Raw genomic sequence first — 15,405 nt, forward strand, 5'->3', positions numbered from 1 at the left:
GAGGATTGCCATGAATATCGATCGTGCCGTGATGGCTTTTGCCGGCTTCGTCGTCCTGTTGGGCACCGTGCTCAGCCTGACCGTCAACGTCTGGTGGATCGCGCTGGCGATCTTCGCCGGCGCCAACATGGTCCAGGCGAGCTTCACGGGATTCTGTCCGGCCGCGATGATCTTCCGCGCGCTCGGTTTGCGTTCGGGTCAGGCGTTCCGCTGATTGCGTCAGCCGTCCGACGGCACCATTTTTAAGAAACTCGGATTTTCCGCGACGCTCGTGGATGTGCGCGGCTTCTTGAAATGGTGGACAGGGCTGGATTCGAACCAGCGTACGCTTGCACGGGCAGATTTACAGTCTGCTGCCTTTAACCACTCGGCCACCTGTCCCCAGGTCTTCGCCCTTCGCGGGAAGGGCGGTCGCTTCGAAAAGCGAGGGCGCCCCATGCCCAAGCCGCGCGCCCATGTCAACGCGGTGGCCGCACGTTTTCGGCGCTGTGCAAACCGGGCGTACGATATACGTGGCACACCCTTGCGCGGGTGACCCGGCAACAATAGCGTGCGCGGTATAACAATCCCCGGGGAGCATAATCGTTCATGCGCAAGATGATCGTCGCCTTTGCCGCGGCCGCCGCCGTCGCCATTCCCGCGTCGCTGCATTCCAACGACCTGTCGATGGTCAACCGGATCATGGACGAAGGCTTCAACCGCTCTCAGGTGATGACCACCGCCGAATATCTCGCCGACCAGATCGGGCCGCGGCTGACCAATTCGCCCAATATGCGCAAGGCGGAAGCATGGACCTCGTCCAAGTTCAGCGAATGGGGGCTGACCAACGTCCATAAGGAAGGGTTCGAATTCGGCCGTGGCTGGTGGATCGAGAATTCGTCGGTGCGGATGACCAGCCCGCGTCCGATCCAGCTGACTGCGATCCCGATCGCCTGGACGCCGGCCACCAACGGAACGGTGTCGGGCGAAGTGATCGTCGCGCCGATGGCGACCCCCGCGGACTTCGCCAAGTGGAAGGGTAGGCTGAAGGGCAAGATCGTCCTGGTCACCAAGCCCGATGACGGCTCGGAGCCGGGCGACGCGCCGTTCAAGCGCTACACCGCCGAAGACCTCGCCAAGCTCGATCAGTTCGTCCAGCCCAAATACGATCCGGCCGCGGCCGAACGCGGCATGAAGCGGCTCGAATTCGCCAAGAAGCTCGATGCTTTCCTGCAGGAGGAAGGCGCGGTCGCTTATGCCACCAAGTCGCGGCTCGACGGCAAGCTCGTTCATGGCGAAGGCTATCTGTTCGGCGCCGGCGATACGGTGAAGACCCCGGGGGTAGAGATCGCGGCGGAGGATTATCGCCGCTTGGTCCGCCTCTCGATCGTCGGCGCAAATCCGACCGTGTCGATCAACAACGACGTCCGCTTCGACGACAGCGACGTCAATGCCTACGACATCATCGCCGACATCCCCGGCAGTGCCAAGGACGGCAGCTATGTGATGGCCGGCGCGCATCTCGATTCCTGGGTGGCGGGCGACGGCGCCGCCGATAACGGCGCGGGCAGCGCGATGATCATGGAAGCCGCGCGCATCCTGTCGACCTTGAAGGCCAAGCCCAAGCGGACGATCCGCTTCGCGCTTTGGGCGGGCGAGGAGCAGGGGCTGCTGGGCAGCCTGGCCTATGTCGAAAACCATTTCGCGACGCGCGGCAACCCGAACGACCCCAAGCTGACCGGCCTCGCGCGCTATCAGGGCTGGGCCAATCGCTGGCCGATCGCGACCAAGGCCGATTGGTCGAAAATGGCGGCGTATTTCAATATCGACAACGGGTCGGGCAAATTGCGCGGCATCTATGCCGAGAACAATCCGGCGGTGGTGCCGATCTTCAAACAATGGCTGGAGCCGTTCAATTCGATGGGCGCGTCGTCGGTGGTGATCCGCAAGACCGGCGGTACCGACCATGTCTTCATGCAGGCGGTCGGCCTGCCGGGCTTCCAGTTCATCCAGGATCCGCTCGATTATGGCAGCCGCATCCACCACACCTCGATCGATACCTATGATCACCTGAAGGGCGACGATATGCGCCAGGCTGCGGTTGTGCTGGCGGCGTTCCTGTGGAATGCGGCCAATGGCGACGCGCTACCGCGTCCGCCGCTGCCGACGCAGCCGTCCAAGAGCGATCCTTTTGCCTATGCCGATGAGTAATCTGAGCAAAATCCTCCCCAAGCTCGCTTGGGGAGGGGGACCATTTGCGCGAGCAAATGGTGGAGGGGCCGCAGCCGCGCTAGCGGCGAGGACGAGCGCTTTTCGTCGCGCTGACGCGCGCCGCCCCTCCACCGTCGCTGTGCGACGGTCCCCCTCCCCATCTGCGATGGGGAGGATTTAGCCATGGCGCGCAGAGGCCATCGCCCTTCCCAAGCGCCCGCGTCGCGGCCCCGTTTCTGGGGCCGTCATGCTGTGCTGGCCGCGCTCGCTAATCCCGAGCGGACGGTCAGGAAGATGTGGGCGACGCGCGAGGCGCTGGCCGGGCTCGATATCCCGCCAGTGATTCCGATCACCTATGCCGACGCCGCCGATCTCGGCCGGCTGGTGCCGGGCGACGCGCCGCACCAGGGGCTGGTGATCGAGGTCGAGCCGCTCGAGGACATCTGGCTCGGCGACCTGCTCGAGCAAGGGCAGGGCGAGGATGACCGCCGCCCGCTCGTGGTGCTCGACCAGGTTACCGATCCGCACAATGTCGGCGCGATCCTGCGCTCGGCCGCCGCCTTCGACGCGCTCGGCATCGTCACCCAGGACCGCCATTCTCCGCCCGAATCGGGCGCGGTCGCGCGCACCGCATCTGGCGCGCTCGAGATCGTGCCCTGGGTTCGCGTGGTGAATCTGTCGCGTGCGCTGGACGAGATCGCCGAAGCCGGGTTCTGGCGCGTCGGCCTGGCCGGAGAAGCGAGCGAAACGCTGGGCAACGTGATCGGCGGCGCCGCGCGGATCGCGCTGGTGCTGGGGGCCGAAGGCGAGGGGATGCGGCACAACACGATGCAGCATTGCGATCAGCTTGCGCGCCTGCCGATATCGCCTAGGATCGAAAGCCTGAACGTATCCAATGCCGCGGCGATCGCGCTGTACGCGGTGGCCGCGCGCGACTGAAGGGGGGATGGGGAATGACGGCACGGATTACGCGTCTCGCGCTGGTGCTCGTCGCGCCCCTTATGCTGGTTGGCTGCCTGCTCGCGCCCGGCAAGTTCACCTCGACACTGACGATCAACGCCGACCGCACCTTCACTTATAGCTATCAGGGTGAAGTCTATGCCTTCGACCTCAACGAGGCGATGAAGGACATGCCGTCTGGCGGCGATGACGACACCAAGAAAACGGACGGCGTCTCGCTGCAGAATATCGGCTTCGACAAGGATCAGACGAAGGACAAGGACAGCGCCAAGGACGCGGCCAAGGCCAAGGCGGAAGCCGACGCCAAGAACCGCGAAATGGCTGCCACGCTGTCCAAGGAGGCGGGCTTCCGCAAGGTCGACTATGTCGGCGACGGCAAGTTCCTGATCGACTATCAGATCAGCGGGAAGCTCGATCACACCTATCTCTTCCCGTACAATCTCGATGCCGGAATCATCATCCCGTTCGTCGCGGTCGAAATCCGCGCCAACGGCACTGCGCGCGTCAAGGCTCCCGGCTTCGCCAACGATTCGAAGGATTCTTCAGGCGGCATGGGGCCGGACGCGAGCAAGGCGTCGGCCAAGCTGGACGGGACCTTCATCCTCGACACCGATGCCGAGATCGTCAGCCAGAATAACGAGGACGGGGTGAAAGTCGTGAACGGCCGCAAGACCGTGACGTGGAAGGCAACCCCGCTATCGAACACTGCGCCGATGGCGGTGGTGCGGTTCGCGGGAGCTGCGAAGTAAGGGCTGACAGTGTAATTATCTGCCACGTCAGCCCGGCCTTGTGCCGGGGTCCAACGGGAAGCAGGCTGAGGGCTAGAAGCTCTAGCTCTTCACCGCGAGGCTCGTTGGATGCCGGGACGAGCCCGGCATGACGAACTGGACGTGGGAGCTATGCGCCCGCCTCAATCCTCTTCGGCGATCCGTACCTTCAGCCCGTCGAGGTTATCCCCGAACTCAATCTGGCACGACAGGCGGCTGTTCTCGTCGCGATCGGCCGAGGAATCGAGCAGGTCGTTTTCGTCCTCGCTCATCGGTTTCAGTTTGGCCGCAAATTCCGGGTCGACATGGACGTGGCAGGTGGCGCAGCTGCAGCAGCCGCCGCACAGCGCCAGGATCTCGTCGATCCCGGCGTCGCGAATCACTTCCATCACCGACAGGCCAGCTTCGCCAGTAATTTCCTGTTCTTTCCCGTCGCGTGTCACGACGATAAGCTTGGGCATGTCTTTCCTCCGTCCGGTTGCCAGCGGCCATGCCGCGCCCGGACGCATCGATCAAGGTTTCGTAGAAGGTTTGCCATGGTTCAGACTGCCACGTCGTTGAACGCCGCGCTCGATGCGCTCGCCGCGATCGAACCCGGCTTCGGGGTCGCGCTGCAGCGCGCGGGCTATCCGCCACCGCGCGTGCGCGACCGCGGCTATGCCACCTTGCTGCGGACGATCATCGGCCAGCAGGTGTCGGTGGCGGCGGCGCAGTCGATCTGGAACAAGCTGGAGACGCAAGTCGGCGACCTGACCGATCCCGGCACGATCGCCGCCGCAAGCGACGAGCAGCTCCGCGCCGCCGGCCTGTCGCGGCAAAAGGTCAGCTATGCGCGCAGCCTGGCTGATGAGGTGACCAGCGGGCGGCTCGATTTCGCGCAACTGCCGGTGGATGACGAGGAAGCGATCGCGCAGCTGGTCGGGATCAAGGGGATCGGCCGCTGGTCGGCGGAAATCTATCTGCTGTTCGCCGAAGGGCGCCCCGACATCTGGCCGGCAGGCGACCTGGCGGTGCAGATCGAAATCGGGCGCATCCTGGGGCATGACGAGCGCCCGGCCGAAAAATTGATGCGCAACCTGGCGGAAGCCTGGCGCCCGCATCGCGGCGCGGCCGCGATCCTGGCGTGGCATCATTACAAGGTCGACATGGAAGTGATCTAGCGCCGAGCGGCTTGTTCACGGCCGGCGAGGTCCAAGCCTGCAAAACGTGCGCGGGCGGCGTCGATGAAGGCGCGATGGTTGACCGAGGTTCGGCGGGTGCCTTGATAGACCAGGTGGACGGGGATCGGCGGCGGCGACAATGCGTCCAGGACCGGCACGAGGCGGCCCGAGGCGATCGCGTCGATCGCCTGATAGGACAGGACCCGGGCTATCCCCGCGCCGGCCTCTGCCGCCACGATCGCGGCGTCGGCGGTATTCAAGGTCAGGCGCGGTTCGATGCGGATCGCGGTCTTGCCGGTCGGCCCGAAGCGCCATTCATGCGCGCGATCGATTTCGGTGAACGAAATCAGCGAATGACCGTGCAGCGCCGGTACGTTGGCGGGTATGCCATGCGCCGCGAGATAGTCCGGACTGGCGACGAGCATGCGCCGGACTTCGGCGACTTTCAGTGCGTGGAGCGAACTGTCCGATAGATCGCCGATCCGCACCGCCACATCGACCCCTTCATCGACCAGCCGGACGATGCGATCGACCAGCGTGAGTTCGACGTCGAGGGCGGGATAAGCGCGCAGCAATCCTATCGCGATCGGCAATACGTGGAGCCGCCCGAAGGTGACGGGCGCCGCGATCACCAGCTTGCCGCCTGGCGTCGCACCGTCGCCGCGCAACGCAAGCTCCGCGTCGTCGAGTTCGACCAGCGCCGATCGGCATCGCTCCAGATAGACGGCGCCCTCGTCGGTCAGGCGCACCGAACGCGTCGTCCGGCGCAGCAACGGTCGGCCGAGCGACTGCTCGAGTGCCGCCACCGCGCGGCTGGCGGCGGTCGGCGAGACGCGTAGGCGCCGCGCGGCTTCCGCAAAGCTCGCCTGGTCGGCGACGGCGACAAAGGTGCGCAAGATCTCCAGCCGGTCCATGATTATCCCGATATCCGCATGAGTGAAGTGTGCATTCGGCCGATTATCACGAATGCGGCAAGGTGGCATCTCCAATGGGCAGGCCGCATGCCGCCGCCTGACAAGGAGAAGACCCCGTGTCCCGTATCGCCATCCCCGCCCGTGAAGACGCTCCCGCTACGTCGCAGTCGCTGTTCGACGCCGTCGAAAAGCAGCTCGGCGTGGTTCCCAATCTCTTCCGCCTCGTCGGCCTCAGCCCGGCGGCGCTTGAGGGCTATATCGGCCTCAACGGCGCGCTGGGCCGCACGCTCGATGCCAAGACCCGCGAGCGGATCTCGCTGGCCGTCGCGCAGGCGAACGGCTGCGACTATTGCCTGTCGGCACACACCTATCTCGGGCTCAACCTCGCCAAGATCGACGACACCGAAATCGCGCTCAATCGCAACGGCCATTCTGGCGACGCCAAGGCCGACGCCGCGCTCGTCTTCGCGCGCAAGGTGCTCGACACCCGCGGCCGGGTGAGCGACGCGGATCTCGCCGCGGTGCGCCTCGCCGGGTTCAGCGACGCGCAGGTGATCGAGATCGTCGTGTCGGTCGCGCTCAACGTTTTGACCAATTACGTCAACAATGTCGCCGAAACGGACATCGATTTCCCCGTCGTCCGGGCCGCGCAAGCCGCCTGACGCCCCGCCGTCGGCGGGTTCCCCCCCGCCCGCCGACGGCACCCCCTCGCACCCGGAGTCGGCACATGGGCAATGCCTTCCTTACCATCGCAACGACACCATCGGTGCTTGCCGCGCAGGCCGCGAATGGCAGTGCCGGGCTGTACGACAATGTGGGCGGCCATCGCCCCGCCAATCGCTTCGGTGCGGCGGAAGCCGAATTCATCGCCCAGCGCGACAGCTTTTACCTCGCCAGCGTGTCGGAAAGCGGCTGGCCCTATGTCCAGCATCGCGGCGGTCCGCCGGGCTTCCTCAAGGTCCTCGATGAGACGACGCTCGCCTTCGCCGATTTCCGCGGCAATCGCCAATATATCACGCTCGGCAACGTTGCCGCGGACGACCGCGTCGCCGTCTTCCTGATGGATTATCCGCGCCGGCGCAGGCTGAAGCTTTTTGCCCATATCGAGGCGCGCGACCTCGCCGTCGATCCGGCGCTGGCGGCGGCGCTCGATCTTGCCGGATATCGCGCCGTCCCCGAGCGCGCCTTTGTGCTTCATCTCGAAGCATTCGACTGGAATTGTCCGCAGCATATAGTGCCGCGCTTCACCGAAGCCGAAATCGCCGCCGCGTCGGCGCCGCTCAGGGCGCGCCTTGCCGAACTCGAACAGGAAAATGCCAATTTGCGCGCCGCGCTCAGCCGAAAGGATAGTATCGCATGACCGAACTCGAAATTCCGCGGCCGCCCCTGCCGCCCTTCACGCGCGAAACCGCCTTGCTCAAGGTGCGCGCGGCGGAGGATGCCTGGAACAGCCGCGATCCGGAACGTGTGGCGCTCGCCTATACGATCGACAGCGAATGGCGGAATCGCGACGTTTTTCTGCGCGGGCGAGAGGCGATCATCGAACTGCTCACGCGGAAATGGGCGCGTGAGGAGGAATATCGGCTCGTCAAGGATCTGTGGGCCTTCACCGCCAACCGCATCGCGGTACGGTTCCAGTATGAATGCCGAACCGAGGGGCAATGGTATCGCTGCTACGGAAACGAGCAATGGGAGTTTGCCGATAACGGCCTGATGCGCCGTCGCGAGGCGTCGGTGAACGATGTGGCGATCGCCGAATCCGAACGCAGGTTCCGCTGGGACGGTCCCGGTCCGCGGCCTCAGGATTATCCGGGCCTGATTGGCGTCGGGGGATGACCTGCGTCGCGTCGGAGCCAACACTGAACGATCGGACTCGGCGCCGAGCGGCCGAGGCAAACGTCTATCCCGCGCGTGTCCAGATCATGGTCTGACAGAATATCGCGATACAGCCCTGAACCTTCAGATTGGCGCCGTCGCGGCCGACGACCGCGCGGTACGTCTTGCCGCTCTTGGGGTCGTAGATCTTGCCTTTCCAGCCATCACCCGACGCGGCCATCTCGGTCAGGATCGGCAGGCCGACCAGCGGGCGGGTCTTGAGCTTGGGATCGGGATTGAGCGCATCGACCCAGGGCTTGCCGGCCGGCGGACCCTTGATCACCTTGACGACGCGGCCGCAGATCGATCCGCCGCAATCGCCGATTGCGACCACGGCGCCGCCGTCCGCGGTCAGCCAGCGGCCGGCAATCGGAGGTGCCGCAGCCGCCAGGGGAGCGGCCGCCGCCATGACGGCGAGTCCAATAAAAAGACGAAGAATCATCGCTATGACTATCCCAGATCATTGCGCAGCGGGCGCGTGTCCCCTAGCCTAATATGCGGCTGGGGGGCTGTACAAGTGACGCGTAACACAGATGTCGCCGGACGGGCGAATAGCGAGATAGCGGTCCAGTTCATACTGCCCGTGCCCGAGCTGCGACGGTTTATTTCCGGCTATCACTTCTACACTCTCTCCTACCCGCCGGGCCACGTCCACGACGACGTCTTTTATCCCGCTTGGGCCAATGTCCGGTTCTATGCGTCAGAAATGAATTGGCGGATCACGATCGGCGACCGCGTGTTCGATCCCGTACCGCAGGTGGCGCTGTTCGGCCCGACCAGCCGATCGAGCGCGAGCGCGTCGGGCGCCGGAACGATGATCGGCGCGGGGCTGACACCGCTCGGCTGGACGCGCTTGATCGGGGCCGACGCGGCGTCGCACGCCGACAGCATCGTCGCGCTGGCCGACGTGCTACCGGATGCGGACAAGCTGGCGAGCGACGTGATCGGCGCTATCGACGCGGCATCCGCGGCGGCGGCGATGAACGACTATTTTCTCTCCCGATTGAGCTCTGCAGGGCCCAACGATGCGCGTATCGAAGCAATGCACCGCCTGCTCGTCGAGGCCCCGCCGATCAGTGTCAACGAAGCGGCCGCCGCGGTGGGCATGCATCCGCGTGGGTTCCTGCGCCTCGCGCTCGCGTCGTTCGGGTTTCGGCCGAAGCTGCTGCTGCGCCGGGCGCGGTTCCTGCGGACACTGACCCGGCTGGAGGAGCAGCCGAACGCCAATTGGGTCGACGTGCTCGATATCGGCTATCACGACCAATCGCATTTCATTCGCGACAGCCACGAATTCCTCGGAATGGCGCCCGGCGATTTCCTGCGCCTGCCGCGGCCGATAAACGCGGCGTCGACACGCCTCCGCCGCGCGATGCTCGGCGCTCCCGCTCAGGCGCTGCATCGTCCCGAGTGATGTCGCGGCGAGATGCTTCTTCTCCCCTCCTGCTTGCGGGAGGGGCAGGGGGGAGGGCCTGTTATTTCGACGGAGAGCCGACACGCCCTCCCCTAACCCCTCTCGCAAGCGGGAGGGGGATTTCCTCCACGCCGCCCCCGGTTCTATTCCCCCCGATCAAACCTTAAGGGAAGGCGGCGAATCGCACCTACAGGAGACCCTATGAGCGACGGCTGGACGATCGGGATCATCGGCGGATCGGGGCTCTATGCGATCGATGGGCTGGAAGATGCCGAATGGCGCCGCGTCGATACGCCCTGGGGCTCACCGTCGGACGAGTTGCTGTTCGGGCGGATCGGCAAGATCAACCTCGTCTTCCTGCCGCGCCACGGTCGCGGACATGCCATCCCGCCCTCCGAACTCAATTTCCGCGCCAATATCGACGCGCTCAAGCGCTCGGGCGTTACCGACGTGCTGGCGATCTCGTCGATCGGCTCGCTCGAAGAGGATCTGCCGCCCGGGCATTTCGTCGTGGTAGAGCAGTTCATCGACCGGACTGTGCATCGCGCGTCTAGCTTCTTCGGCACCGGCATGGTCGCGCATGTCAGCATGGCCGATCCGGTGTGCGAGCGGCTGTCGGGCTTCGCTGCGGCGGCGGTCGAGGCGGCGGGCGGCAAGGTCGCGACCGGCGCCACCTACCTCGCGATGGAGGGACCGCAATTCTCGACCCGCGCCGAAAGCCTGCTCTATCGCGACTGGGGTGCCGATGTGATCGGCATGACCGCGATGCCCGAGGCCAAGCTCGCACGCGAAGCCGAGCTGCCTTATGCGCTGATCGGCATGGTGACCGATTACGATTGCTGGCGCGAGAGCGAGGCGCCGGTCGAGGTCGCCGAAGTGATCGCGCAGATGCACAAGAATGGCGAAGTCGCGCGCCGCACGGTCGAGGCATTCGTCGAGGCACTGCCCAGCGAACGCACGCCGTCGCCGATCGACACGTGCCTGGACGTCGCGTTGATCACCGACCCGGCCAAACGCGACCCAGCGTTGCTGGCGAAGCTCGACGCGGTGGCGGGGCGCGCATTGCGGCGCTAGGAACGATCGACGCCCGTGCGACTTTGAATGCGCGGACGCGAACGGGGACTGAATGACGCCACCGCCGAACAGCGACGCCATCCACGACGCCGCGCCTTTCGCGCGGGGGCGGCCGTCGCTTGCCGAAAGCCATGCCAGCATCGCGGTGCCGGCGACCGGCGCGTGGCGGCGGTTCTTCGCGTTCGTCGGCCCGGGCTATCTGGTCGCGGTCGGTTATATGGACCCGGGCAATTGGGCGACCGACCTCGCCGGTGGATCGGCATTCGGCTACACTTTGCTCGCCGTCGTCCTGCTGTCGAGCCTGATGGCGATCCTGCTCCAGACCTTGTCGGCGCGGCTCGGCATCGCGGCGAAACTCGATCTCGCCCAGGCGTGCCGCGCGCGATACGGCCGCAAGACCACGATAATGCTGTGGCTGTTGTGCGAGGTGGCGATCATCGCTTGCGACCTGGCCGAAGTGCTCGGCACCGCGGTCGCGCTCAAATTGCTGTTCGGGCTGCCGTTGCTGGCCGGCGTGGGGGTCACTGCGTTCGACGTGCTGTTGTTGCTCTCGCTGCAGCGGTTCGGGTTCCGCAAGCTGGAGGCGTTCATTGCCACGTTGCTGATCGTGATCGCCGGATGCTTCGCCTATGAATTGTGGCTGGCGCGGCCCGATTGGGGTGCGGTCGCCGGCGGGCTGGTGCCGCGGCCGGACATCGTCACCAACCCGGCGATGCTTTACATCGCGATCGGCATCCTGGGCGCGACGGTGATGCCACACAATCTCTATCTCCATTCGTCGGTGGTGCAGACGCGCAAGGTCGCGGCGAGCGACGAGCGCGGCGCGATCCGGCTGGCGACGATCGACACGGTCATCTCGCTCGGCCTCGCGTTCCTGATCAATGCCGCGATCCTGATCCTGGCGGCGTCGGTATTCCACACCTCCGGCCGTACCGATGTCGCCGATATCGAGCAGGCGCACAGCCTGTTGTCGCCAATGCTGGGCGCGGGGGCGGCGAGCGTCGTGTTCGCGCTGGCGCTGCTCGCCTCCGGGCAGAATTCGACCATCACCGGCACGCTGGCGGGCCAGATCGTGATGGAGGGGTTCCTCGACCTGCGCCTGCCGGTCTGGCTGCGCCGCATTGTCACCCGCTTGTTCGCGATCGTGCCGGCGGCATTGGTGATCGGCATTGCCGGCGAGGGATCCACCACCAGCCTGCTGGTGCTGAGCCAGGTTGTGCTCAGCCTGCAACTGCCGTTCGCGGTGGTACCGCTGGTGATGTTCACCGGCGACCGACGGCTGATGGGCGAGTTCGCCAGTCCTTGGCCGTTGCGAGTGGCGGCTTGGGCGGTCGCGGTGGCGATCATTGTGTTGAATGTGAAGCTGCTGGTGGGGATAGTCGCCGGCTGATCAGAAGGGAGCCTCATCCCTGCCTCGCAGCCTATTGAACATGGCGCCGGCGAGAAAGACGTGCAGCCTCTCGGGGCTGCTCGCCAGGCTTACTTGGCCATCGACTGCAATTGGCCGAGATTGACCGCGGCGACCGCGGATTTCAGCGTGTCGATGCTGGGGGCCGAGCCGCTCGCCTCGACGGCGAAGCGGCTGGCAACGAGGACCGAATAGCTGCCCGATTTCGACTGATTGTCCCACTTCTCCTCGACCATGTTGCCGCCTTGCATCTCGGATTTTTCATAGCCGGTCGCGGTCTGTTTGTTGGACGACGTGGCTAACGCGCCGCCCAGGGTTGCGATGTTGCCGAGGGCGCCGGTGTCGGTGACCGAGAGGCTGAAGCTCTGGTCGCCCGACTGGAATTCGGCGCGAGCGTTGCTGCCGCCGATGCCTGCGGCAGAGCCTCCCTGGTTCTCGACGCTGGTCCGATTCCAGCCCGAGATCGAGGCCGGCAACAGGTTCTGCAGCGCGCCAGGATCGACCGCCTTGACCGCACCGTTCCCACCCTTGACCGACGCTTCCATCGCGCTGGTGGCTGCCTGGAGCTTGGCAGCGCTGTCGGTCAGCTTACCGGTATCGAGAGTCGTGCCGCCGACGGTGATCGTGCCGCCGCCCGCCGGGCCGAAAGCGTTCGGCGTCATCGCGAACATCGCGCCGCCGATCGCCAGCGCGACCATGCCGGCGACGATCATGGCAACCGCGCCGACGATGATCGAAACGATGATGAAGCCGGGCGCCTTGTCCTGCGGCACTTTCATCAGGATGGGGCCGCCGACCCAGAACAGATAGATGCTGTACAGGCCCAGGATGGCGAGGATGCCGAGAAAGGGCAGTATCCCGAAGATACCGCAGATCCACGCGGCCGTGCCCGAGAAGGCCGCCGCCTTCAGCGCCGAAATCTGGTTCTTGGTACCGCCGAAGCTCGGGGCGAGCGCGTCGATGACCAGCGCCCAGACATAAGTGGAGGCGATCGCCAGCAACCAGGTCAGGATTGCGGTGACGATCGCGCCGAGCAATGGCGGACGCCAGGTGACGCCGAACACGCTCATCGGAAATATCTGGCCCTGGATCAGGCGAGCGACCGGGCCGATTGCCGCGAGCGGCGCCACCCAGCCCATCAGGATGCCCTGCACCGTCATCGGCTCGGCGTCGATCGCGGGCCATTCGTCCTTGGGTTTCAATATCAGCCGCTGAATGCGCCCGACCATGCCGCCCCCGACCGGAGGCTGTCCGATATCCTTGGGAAATTCGCTCGCCATGATGTTGAAACCCCTTTCTTTTCCGCGCCGAAACGCGTCGCTACCGTCACCTTCTGCCGCCTTCGGCGGCGCAATTATTGGATCGACCCGACATCGCTTGCCGTAGCGGCAGCGTGTCCTGCGCAAGGTACCACTCTTCGCCCGCTACGGGGAGGGTGATGTTGCGCCCGCGCAACCGATGCCTACATGGCGGGCATGAGCGACAAGATGACGTGGCACGGCACGACAATTCTCTCCGTGCGCAAGAACGGCAAGGTGATCGTCATCGGCGACGGCCAGGTGACCGCCGGCCAGACGGTGATGAAACCCAATGCCAAGAAAGTGCGCCGGTTGGGCGACGGCAGCGTGATCGCCGGCTTTGCCGGCGCGACCGCCGACGCCTTCACCCTGTTCGAGCGGCTCGAGGCCAAGCTCGAACGCGCCAACGGCCAATTGATGCGGGCCGCGGTCGACCTCGCCAAGGATTGGCGGACCGACAAATATCTGCGCAACCTGGAAGCGATGATGATCGTCGCCGACAGGGATGTGACCTTGATCCTGACCGGCAATGGCGACGTGCTCGAACCGGAGGCGGGGATCGCCGCGATTGGGTCGGGCGGCAATTACGCCCTCGCTGCTGCCCGGGCCCTGGCCGAATATGAAGAAGACGCCGAGACGATCTGCCGCAAGGCGATGAAGATCGCCGCGGAGGTCTGCGTCTATACCAACGACCGCGTGACCGTGGAGAGCCTCGACAGCGCGAATTGAAAACTCCCCTCCCTGCAAGGGAGGGGCCGGGGGTGGGTGCGAGCCATAGGCGAGCTCCTGTCCTCGCCATAAAGCGACGCCGGGGCATCGAGCCCCGTCGCCGCTAACCCACCCCTAACCCCTCCCTTGCAGGGAGGGGAATGAGAACGAGATGAACGACACACTGACTCCCAAGGCGATCGTCGCCGCACTCGACGCGCATATCATTGGGCAGACCGACGCCAAGAAGGCCGTCGCCGTCGCGCTGCGCAATCGTTGGCGCCGGCAGCGCCTCTCGGCCGATCTGCGCGACGAGGTGACGCCCAAGAACATCCTGATGATCGGCCCGACTGGGTGCGGCAAGACCGAGATTTCGCGCCGCCTGGCCAAGCTCGCCGACGCGCCCTTCGTCAAGGTCGAGGCGACCAAGTTCACCGAAGTCGGCTATGTCGGCCGCGACGTCGAACAGATTGCGCGCGATCTGGTCGAGGAAGCGATCCGGCTCGAGAAGGAGCGCCGCCGCGTCGCGGTCAAGGACAAGGCCGAAGAGGCGGCGATGAATCGCCTGCTCGACGCACTCACGGGGCGCGACAGCTCGACCGCGACGCGCGAGGCGTTTCGCCAGCGCTTCAAGGACGGCCATTTGGACGAGACCGAAATCGAGATCGAACTGGAGGCCGCTCCCCAGATGCCGTTCGAGATTCCCGGCGGCGGCCAGGTCGGCATGATCAATCTCGGCGAGATGATGGGCAAGGCATTCGGCCAGGGCCAGATGAAGCGCCGCAAGCTGACCGTGCCCTCGGCCTGGGACAAATTGGTCGAGGAAGAGGCGGACAAGCGGCTCGACCAGGAAGACGTGGCGCGGGTCGCGCTGACCGATGCCGAGTCCAACGGCATCGTGTTCCTCGACGAAATCGACAAGATCGCGGTCAGCGACGTGCGCGGCGGATCGGTCAGCCGCGAGGGCGTCCAGCGCGACCTGCTGCCGCTGATCGAGGGGACGACGGTCGCGACCAAATACGGGCCGATGAAGACCGACCACATCCTGTTCATCGCGTCGGGCGCGTTCCACGTCGCCAAGCCGTCGGACCTGCTGCCCGAGCTTCAAGGTCGCTTGCCGATCCGGGTCGAGCTGAAGGGCCTGACCGAGGACGATTTCGTCGCCATCCTCAACGATACCAAGGCCTCGCTGCCCGAACAGTATAAGGCGCTGATCGCGACCGAAGGCGTGACGATCGACTTTACCGACGACGGCATTCGCGCCGTGGCCAGGATCGCGGCGGAAGTGAACGCCGCGGTCGAGAATATCGGCGCGCGCCGGCTGCAGACGGTGATGGAAAAGCTGATCGAAGAAGTGAGTTTCGACGCCGAGGATCGGTCGGGCAGCACACTGACGATCGACGCCGCCTATGTCGACAAGCAACTCGCCTCGATCGCCCGCAACACCGACCTCAGCCGCTTCGTGCTGTAAGCGCAGGCGTCGCCCTTTCGGCTCCCCTCCCTGAAAAGGGAGGGGCCGGGGGTGGGTGCGCGCGTCTGCGCGCCCAAAAGACTCACTAGCCCAACACCAAGACAGCGTCGGACGAGGCATCGAGCCTCGCCCGCCGCTCAACCCACCCCCAGCCCCTCCCTCGCAGGGG

General features: G+C 65.4%; 17 protein-coding genes and 1 tRNA gene. 13 read left to right on the forward strand and 5 right to left on the reverse strand.

The window, feature by feature from the left end; all coding sequences use genetic code 11:
- Positions 1–10 precede the first annotated feature (10 nt).
- Positions 11–214, forward strand: coding sequence for a YgaP family membrane protein (locus SPR01S_RS07925; protein ID WP_066587604.1), 204 nt, complete (start codon positions 11–13; stop codon positions 212–214).
- 81 nt (positions 215–295) lie between these two features.
- On the opposite strand, the gene SPR01S_RS07930 is transcribed toward SPR01S_RS07925, so the two are convergent.
- Positions 296–381 (reverse strand) — tRNA-Tyr (locus SPR01S_RS07930).
- A gap of 207 nt (positions 382–588) precedes the next feature.
- Between SPR01S_RS07930 and SPR01S_RS07935 the strand changes: the two genes are divergently transcribed.
- From SPR01S_RS07935 to SPR01S_RS07945, 3 genes are all read left to right on the forward strand, one after another.
- On the forward strand, positions 589–2,190 hold the full coding sequence (locus SPR01S_RS07935) for a M20/M25/M40 family metallo-hydrolase (RefSeq protein WP_066587608.1): 1,602 nt from the start codon (positions 589–591) through the stop codon (positions 2,188–2,190).
- Positions 2,191–2,373: 183 nt separating this feature from the next.
- Complete coding sequence (rlmB, locus tag SPR01S_RS07940; RefSeq protein WP_066587617.1) at positions 2,374–3,129, forward strand: 23S rRNA (guanosine(2251)-2'-O)-methyltransferase RlmB; 756 nt, start codon at positions 2,374–2,376, stop codon at positions 3,127–3,129.
- Between the two features lie 14 nt (positions 3,130–3,143).
- Positions 3,144–3,899 carry a hypothetical protein gene (locus SPR01S_RS07945; RefSeq protein WP_084251031.1) on the forward strand — a complete coding sequence of 252 codons (756 nt, stop codon included), beginning with the start codon at positions 3,144–3,146 and terminating at the stop codon, positions 3,897–3,899.
- A gap of 161 nt (positions 3,900–4,060) precedes the next feature.
- Here the strand turns inward: SPR01S_RS07945 and SPR01S_RS07950 are convergent, their stop codons facing one another.
- Complete coding sequence (locus SPR01S_RS07950; protein ID WP_066587621.1) at positions 4,061–4,378, reverse strand: 2Fe-2S iron-sulfur cluster-binding protein; 318 nt, start codon at positions 4,376–4,378, stop codon at positions 4,061–4,063.
- A gap of 75 nt (positions 4,379–4,453) precedes the next feature.
- Between SPR01S_RS07950 and SPR01S_RS07955 the strand changes: the two genes are divergently transcribed.
- Positions 4,454–5,077 (forward strand): DNA-3-methyladenine glycosylase family protein, encoded by a 624-nt coding sequence (locus tag SPR01S_RS07955; protein WP_066587623.1) that lies wholly within the window; start codon positions 4,454–4,456, stop codon positions 5,075–5,077.
- On the opposite strand, the gene SPR01S_RS07960 is transcribed toward SPR01S_RS07955, so the two are convergent.
- Positions 5,074–5,991 carry a LysR family transcriptional regulator gene (locus tag SPR01S_RS07960; RefSeq protein WP_066587626.1) on the reverse strand — a complete coding sequence of 306 codons (918 nt, stop codon included), beginning with the start codon at positions 5,989–5,991 and terminating at the stop codon, positions 5,074–5,076. The genes SPR01S_RS07955 and SPR01S_RS07960 overlap by 4 nt on opposite strands.
- Before the next feature lie 116 nt (positions 5,992–6,107).
- Between SPR01S_RS07960 and SPR01S_RS07965 the strand changes: the two genes are divergently transcribed.
- The 3 genes from SPR01S_RS07965 to SPR01S_RS07975 all read left to right on the forward strand — a co-directional run bounded on the left by SPR01S_RS07965 (position 6,108) and on the right by SPR01S_RS07975 (position 7,827).
- Positions 6,108–6,653 carry a carboxymuconolactone decarboxylase family protein gene (locus tag SPR01S_RS07965; protein WP_066587628.1) on the forward strand — a complete coding sequence of 182 codons (546 nt, stop codon included), beginning with the start codon at positions 6,108–6,110 and terminating at the stop codon, positions 6,651–6,653.
- Positions 6,654–6,718: 65 nt separating this feature from the next.
- Positions 6,719–7,351 carry a pyridoxamine 5'-phosphate oxidase family protein gene (locus tag SPR01S_RS07970; protein WP_066587631.1) on the forward strand — a complete coding sequence of 211 codons (633 nt, stop codon included), beginning with the start codon at positions 6,719–6,721 and terminating at the stop codon, positions 7,349–7,351.
- Positions 7,348–7,827, forward strand: coding sequence for a nuclear transport factor 2 family protein (locus SPR01S_RS07975; protein ID WP_218016726.1), 480 nt, complete (start codon positions 7,348–7,350; stop codon positions 7,825–7,827). Before SPR01S_RS07970 ends, SPR01S_RS07975 begins: the two co-directional genes overlap by 4 nt.
- Positions 7,828–7,891: 64 nt before the next feature.
- Here the strand turns inward: SPR01S_RS07975 and SPR01S_RS07980 are convergent, their stop codons facing one another.
- On the reverse strand, positions 7,892–8,308 hold the full coding sequence (locus tag SPR01S_RS07980) for a DUF2147 domain-containing protein (RefSeq protein WP_066587634.1): 417 nt from the start codon (positions 8,306–8,308) through the stop codon (positions 7,892–7,894).
- Between the two features lie 75 nt (positions 8,309–8,383).
- Here SPR01S_RS07980 and SPR01S_RS07985 point away from each other — a divergent pair, with 75 nt between their 5' ends.
- The 3 genes from SPR01S_RS07985 (at position 8,384) to SPR01S_RS07995 (ending at position 11,741) form a co-directional block, all read left to right on the forward strand.
- Complete coding sequence (locus tag SPR01S_RS07985; protein ID WP_157082054.1) at positions 8,384–9,277, forward strand: helix-turn-helix domain-containing protein; 894 nt, start codon at positions 8,384–8,386, stop codon at positions 9,275–9,277.
- A gap of 201 nt (positions 9,278–9,478) precedes the next feature.
- Complete coding sequence (locus SPR01S_RS07990) at positions 9,479–10,351, forward strand: S-methyl-5'-thioadenosine phosphorylase (RefSeq protein WP_066587638.1); 873 nt, start codon at positions 9,479–9,481, stop codon at positions 10,349–10,351.
- A 52-nt stretch (positions 10,352–10,403) separates the two neighbouring features.
- Positions 10,404–11,741, forward strand: a complete 1,338-nt coding sequence (locus SPR01S_RS07995; RefSeq protein ID WP_084251032.1) for an Nramp family divalent metal transporter — start codon at positions 10,404–10,406, stop codon at positions 11,739–11,741.
- Positions 11,742–11,830: 89 nt separating this feature from the next.
- On the opposite strand, the gene SPR01S_RS08000 is transcribed toward SPR01S_RS07995, so the two are convergent.
- Positions 11,831–13,039, reverse strand: a complete 1,209-nt coding sequence (locus SPR01S_RS08000) for a Yip1 family protein (protein ID WP_066587641.1) — start codon at positions 13,037–13,039, stop codon at positions 11,831–11,833.
- A gap of 195 nt (positions 13,040–13,234) precedes the next feature.
- Here SPR01S_RS08000 and hslV point away from each other — a divergent pair, with 195 nt between their 5' ends.
- Both hslV and hslU read left to right on the forward strand, forming a co-directional pair.
- Positions 13,235–13,786 carry an ATP-dependent protease subunit HslV gene (hslV, locus tag SPR01S_RS08005; RefSeq protein WP_066587662.1) on the forward strand — a complete coding sequence of 184 codons (552 nt, stop codon included), beginning with the start codon at positions 13,235–13,237 and terminating at the stop codon, positions 13,784–13,786.
- Positions 13,787–13,937: 151 nt separating this feature from the next.
- On the forward strand, positions 13,938–15,236 hold the full coding sequence (hslU, locus tag SPR01S_RS08010) for an ATP-dependent protease ATPase subunit HslU (protein WP_066587643.1): 1,299 nt from the start codon (positions 13,938–13,940) through the stop codon (positions 15,234–15,236).
- The last annotated feature ends 169 nt before the right edge of the window (positions 15,237–15,405 follow it).

It is taken from the genome of Sphingomonas pruni NBRC 15498 (genome assembly GCF_001598455.1).
Classification (GTDB): Bacteria; Pseudomonadota; Alphaproteobacteria; order Sphingomonadales; family Sphingomonadaceae; genus Sphingomonas; species Sphingomonas pruni.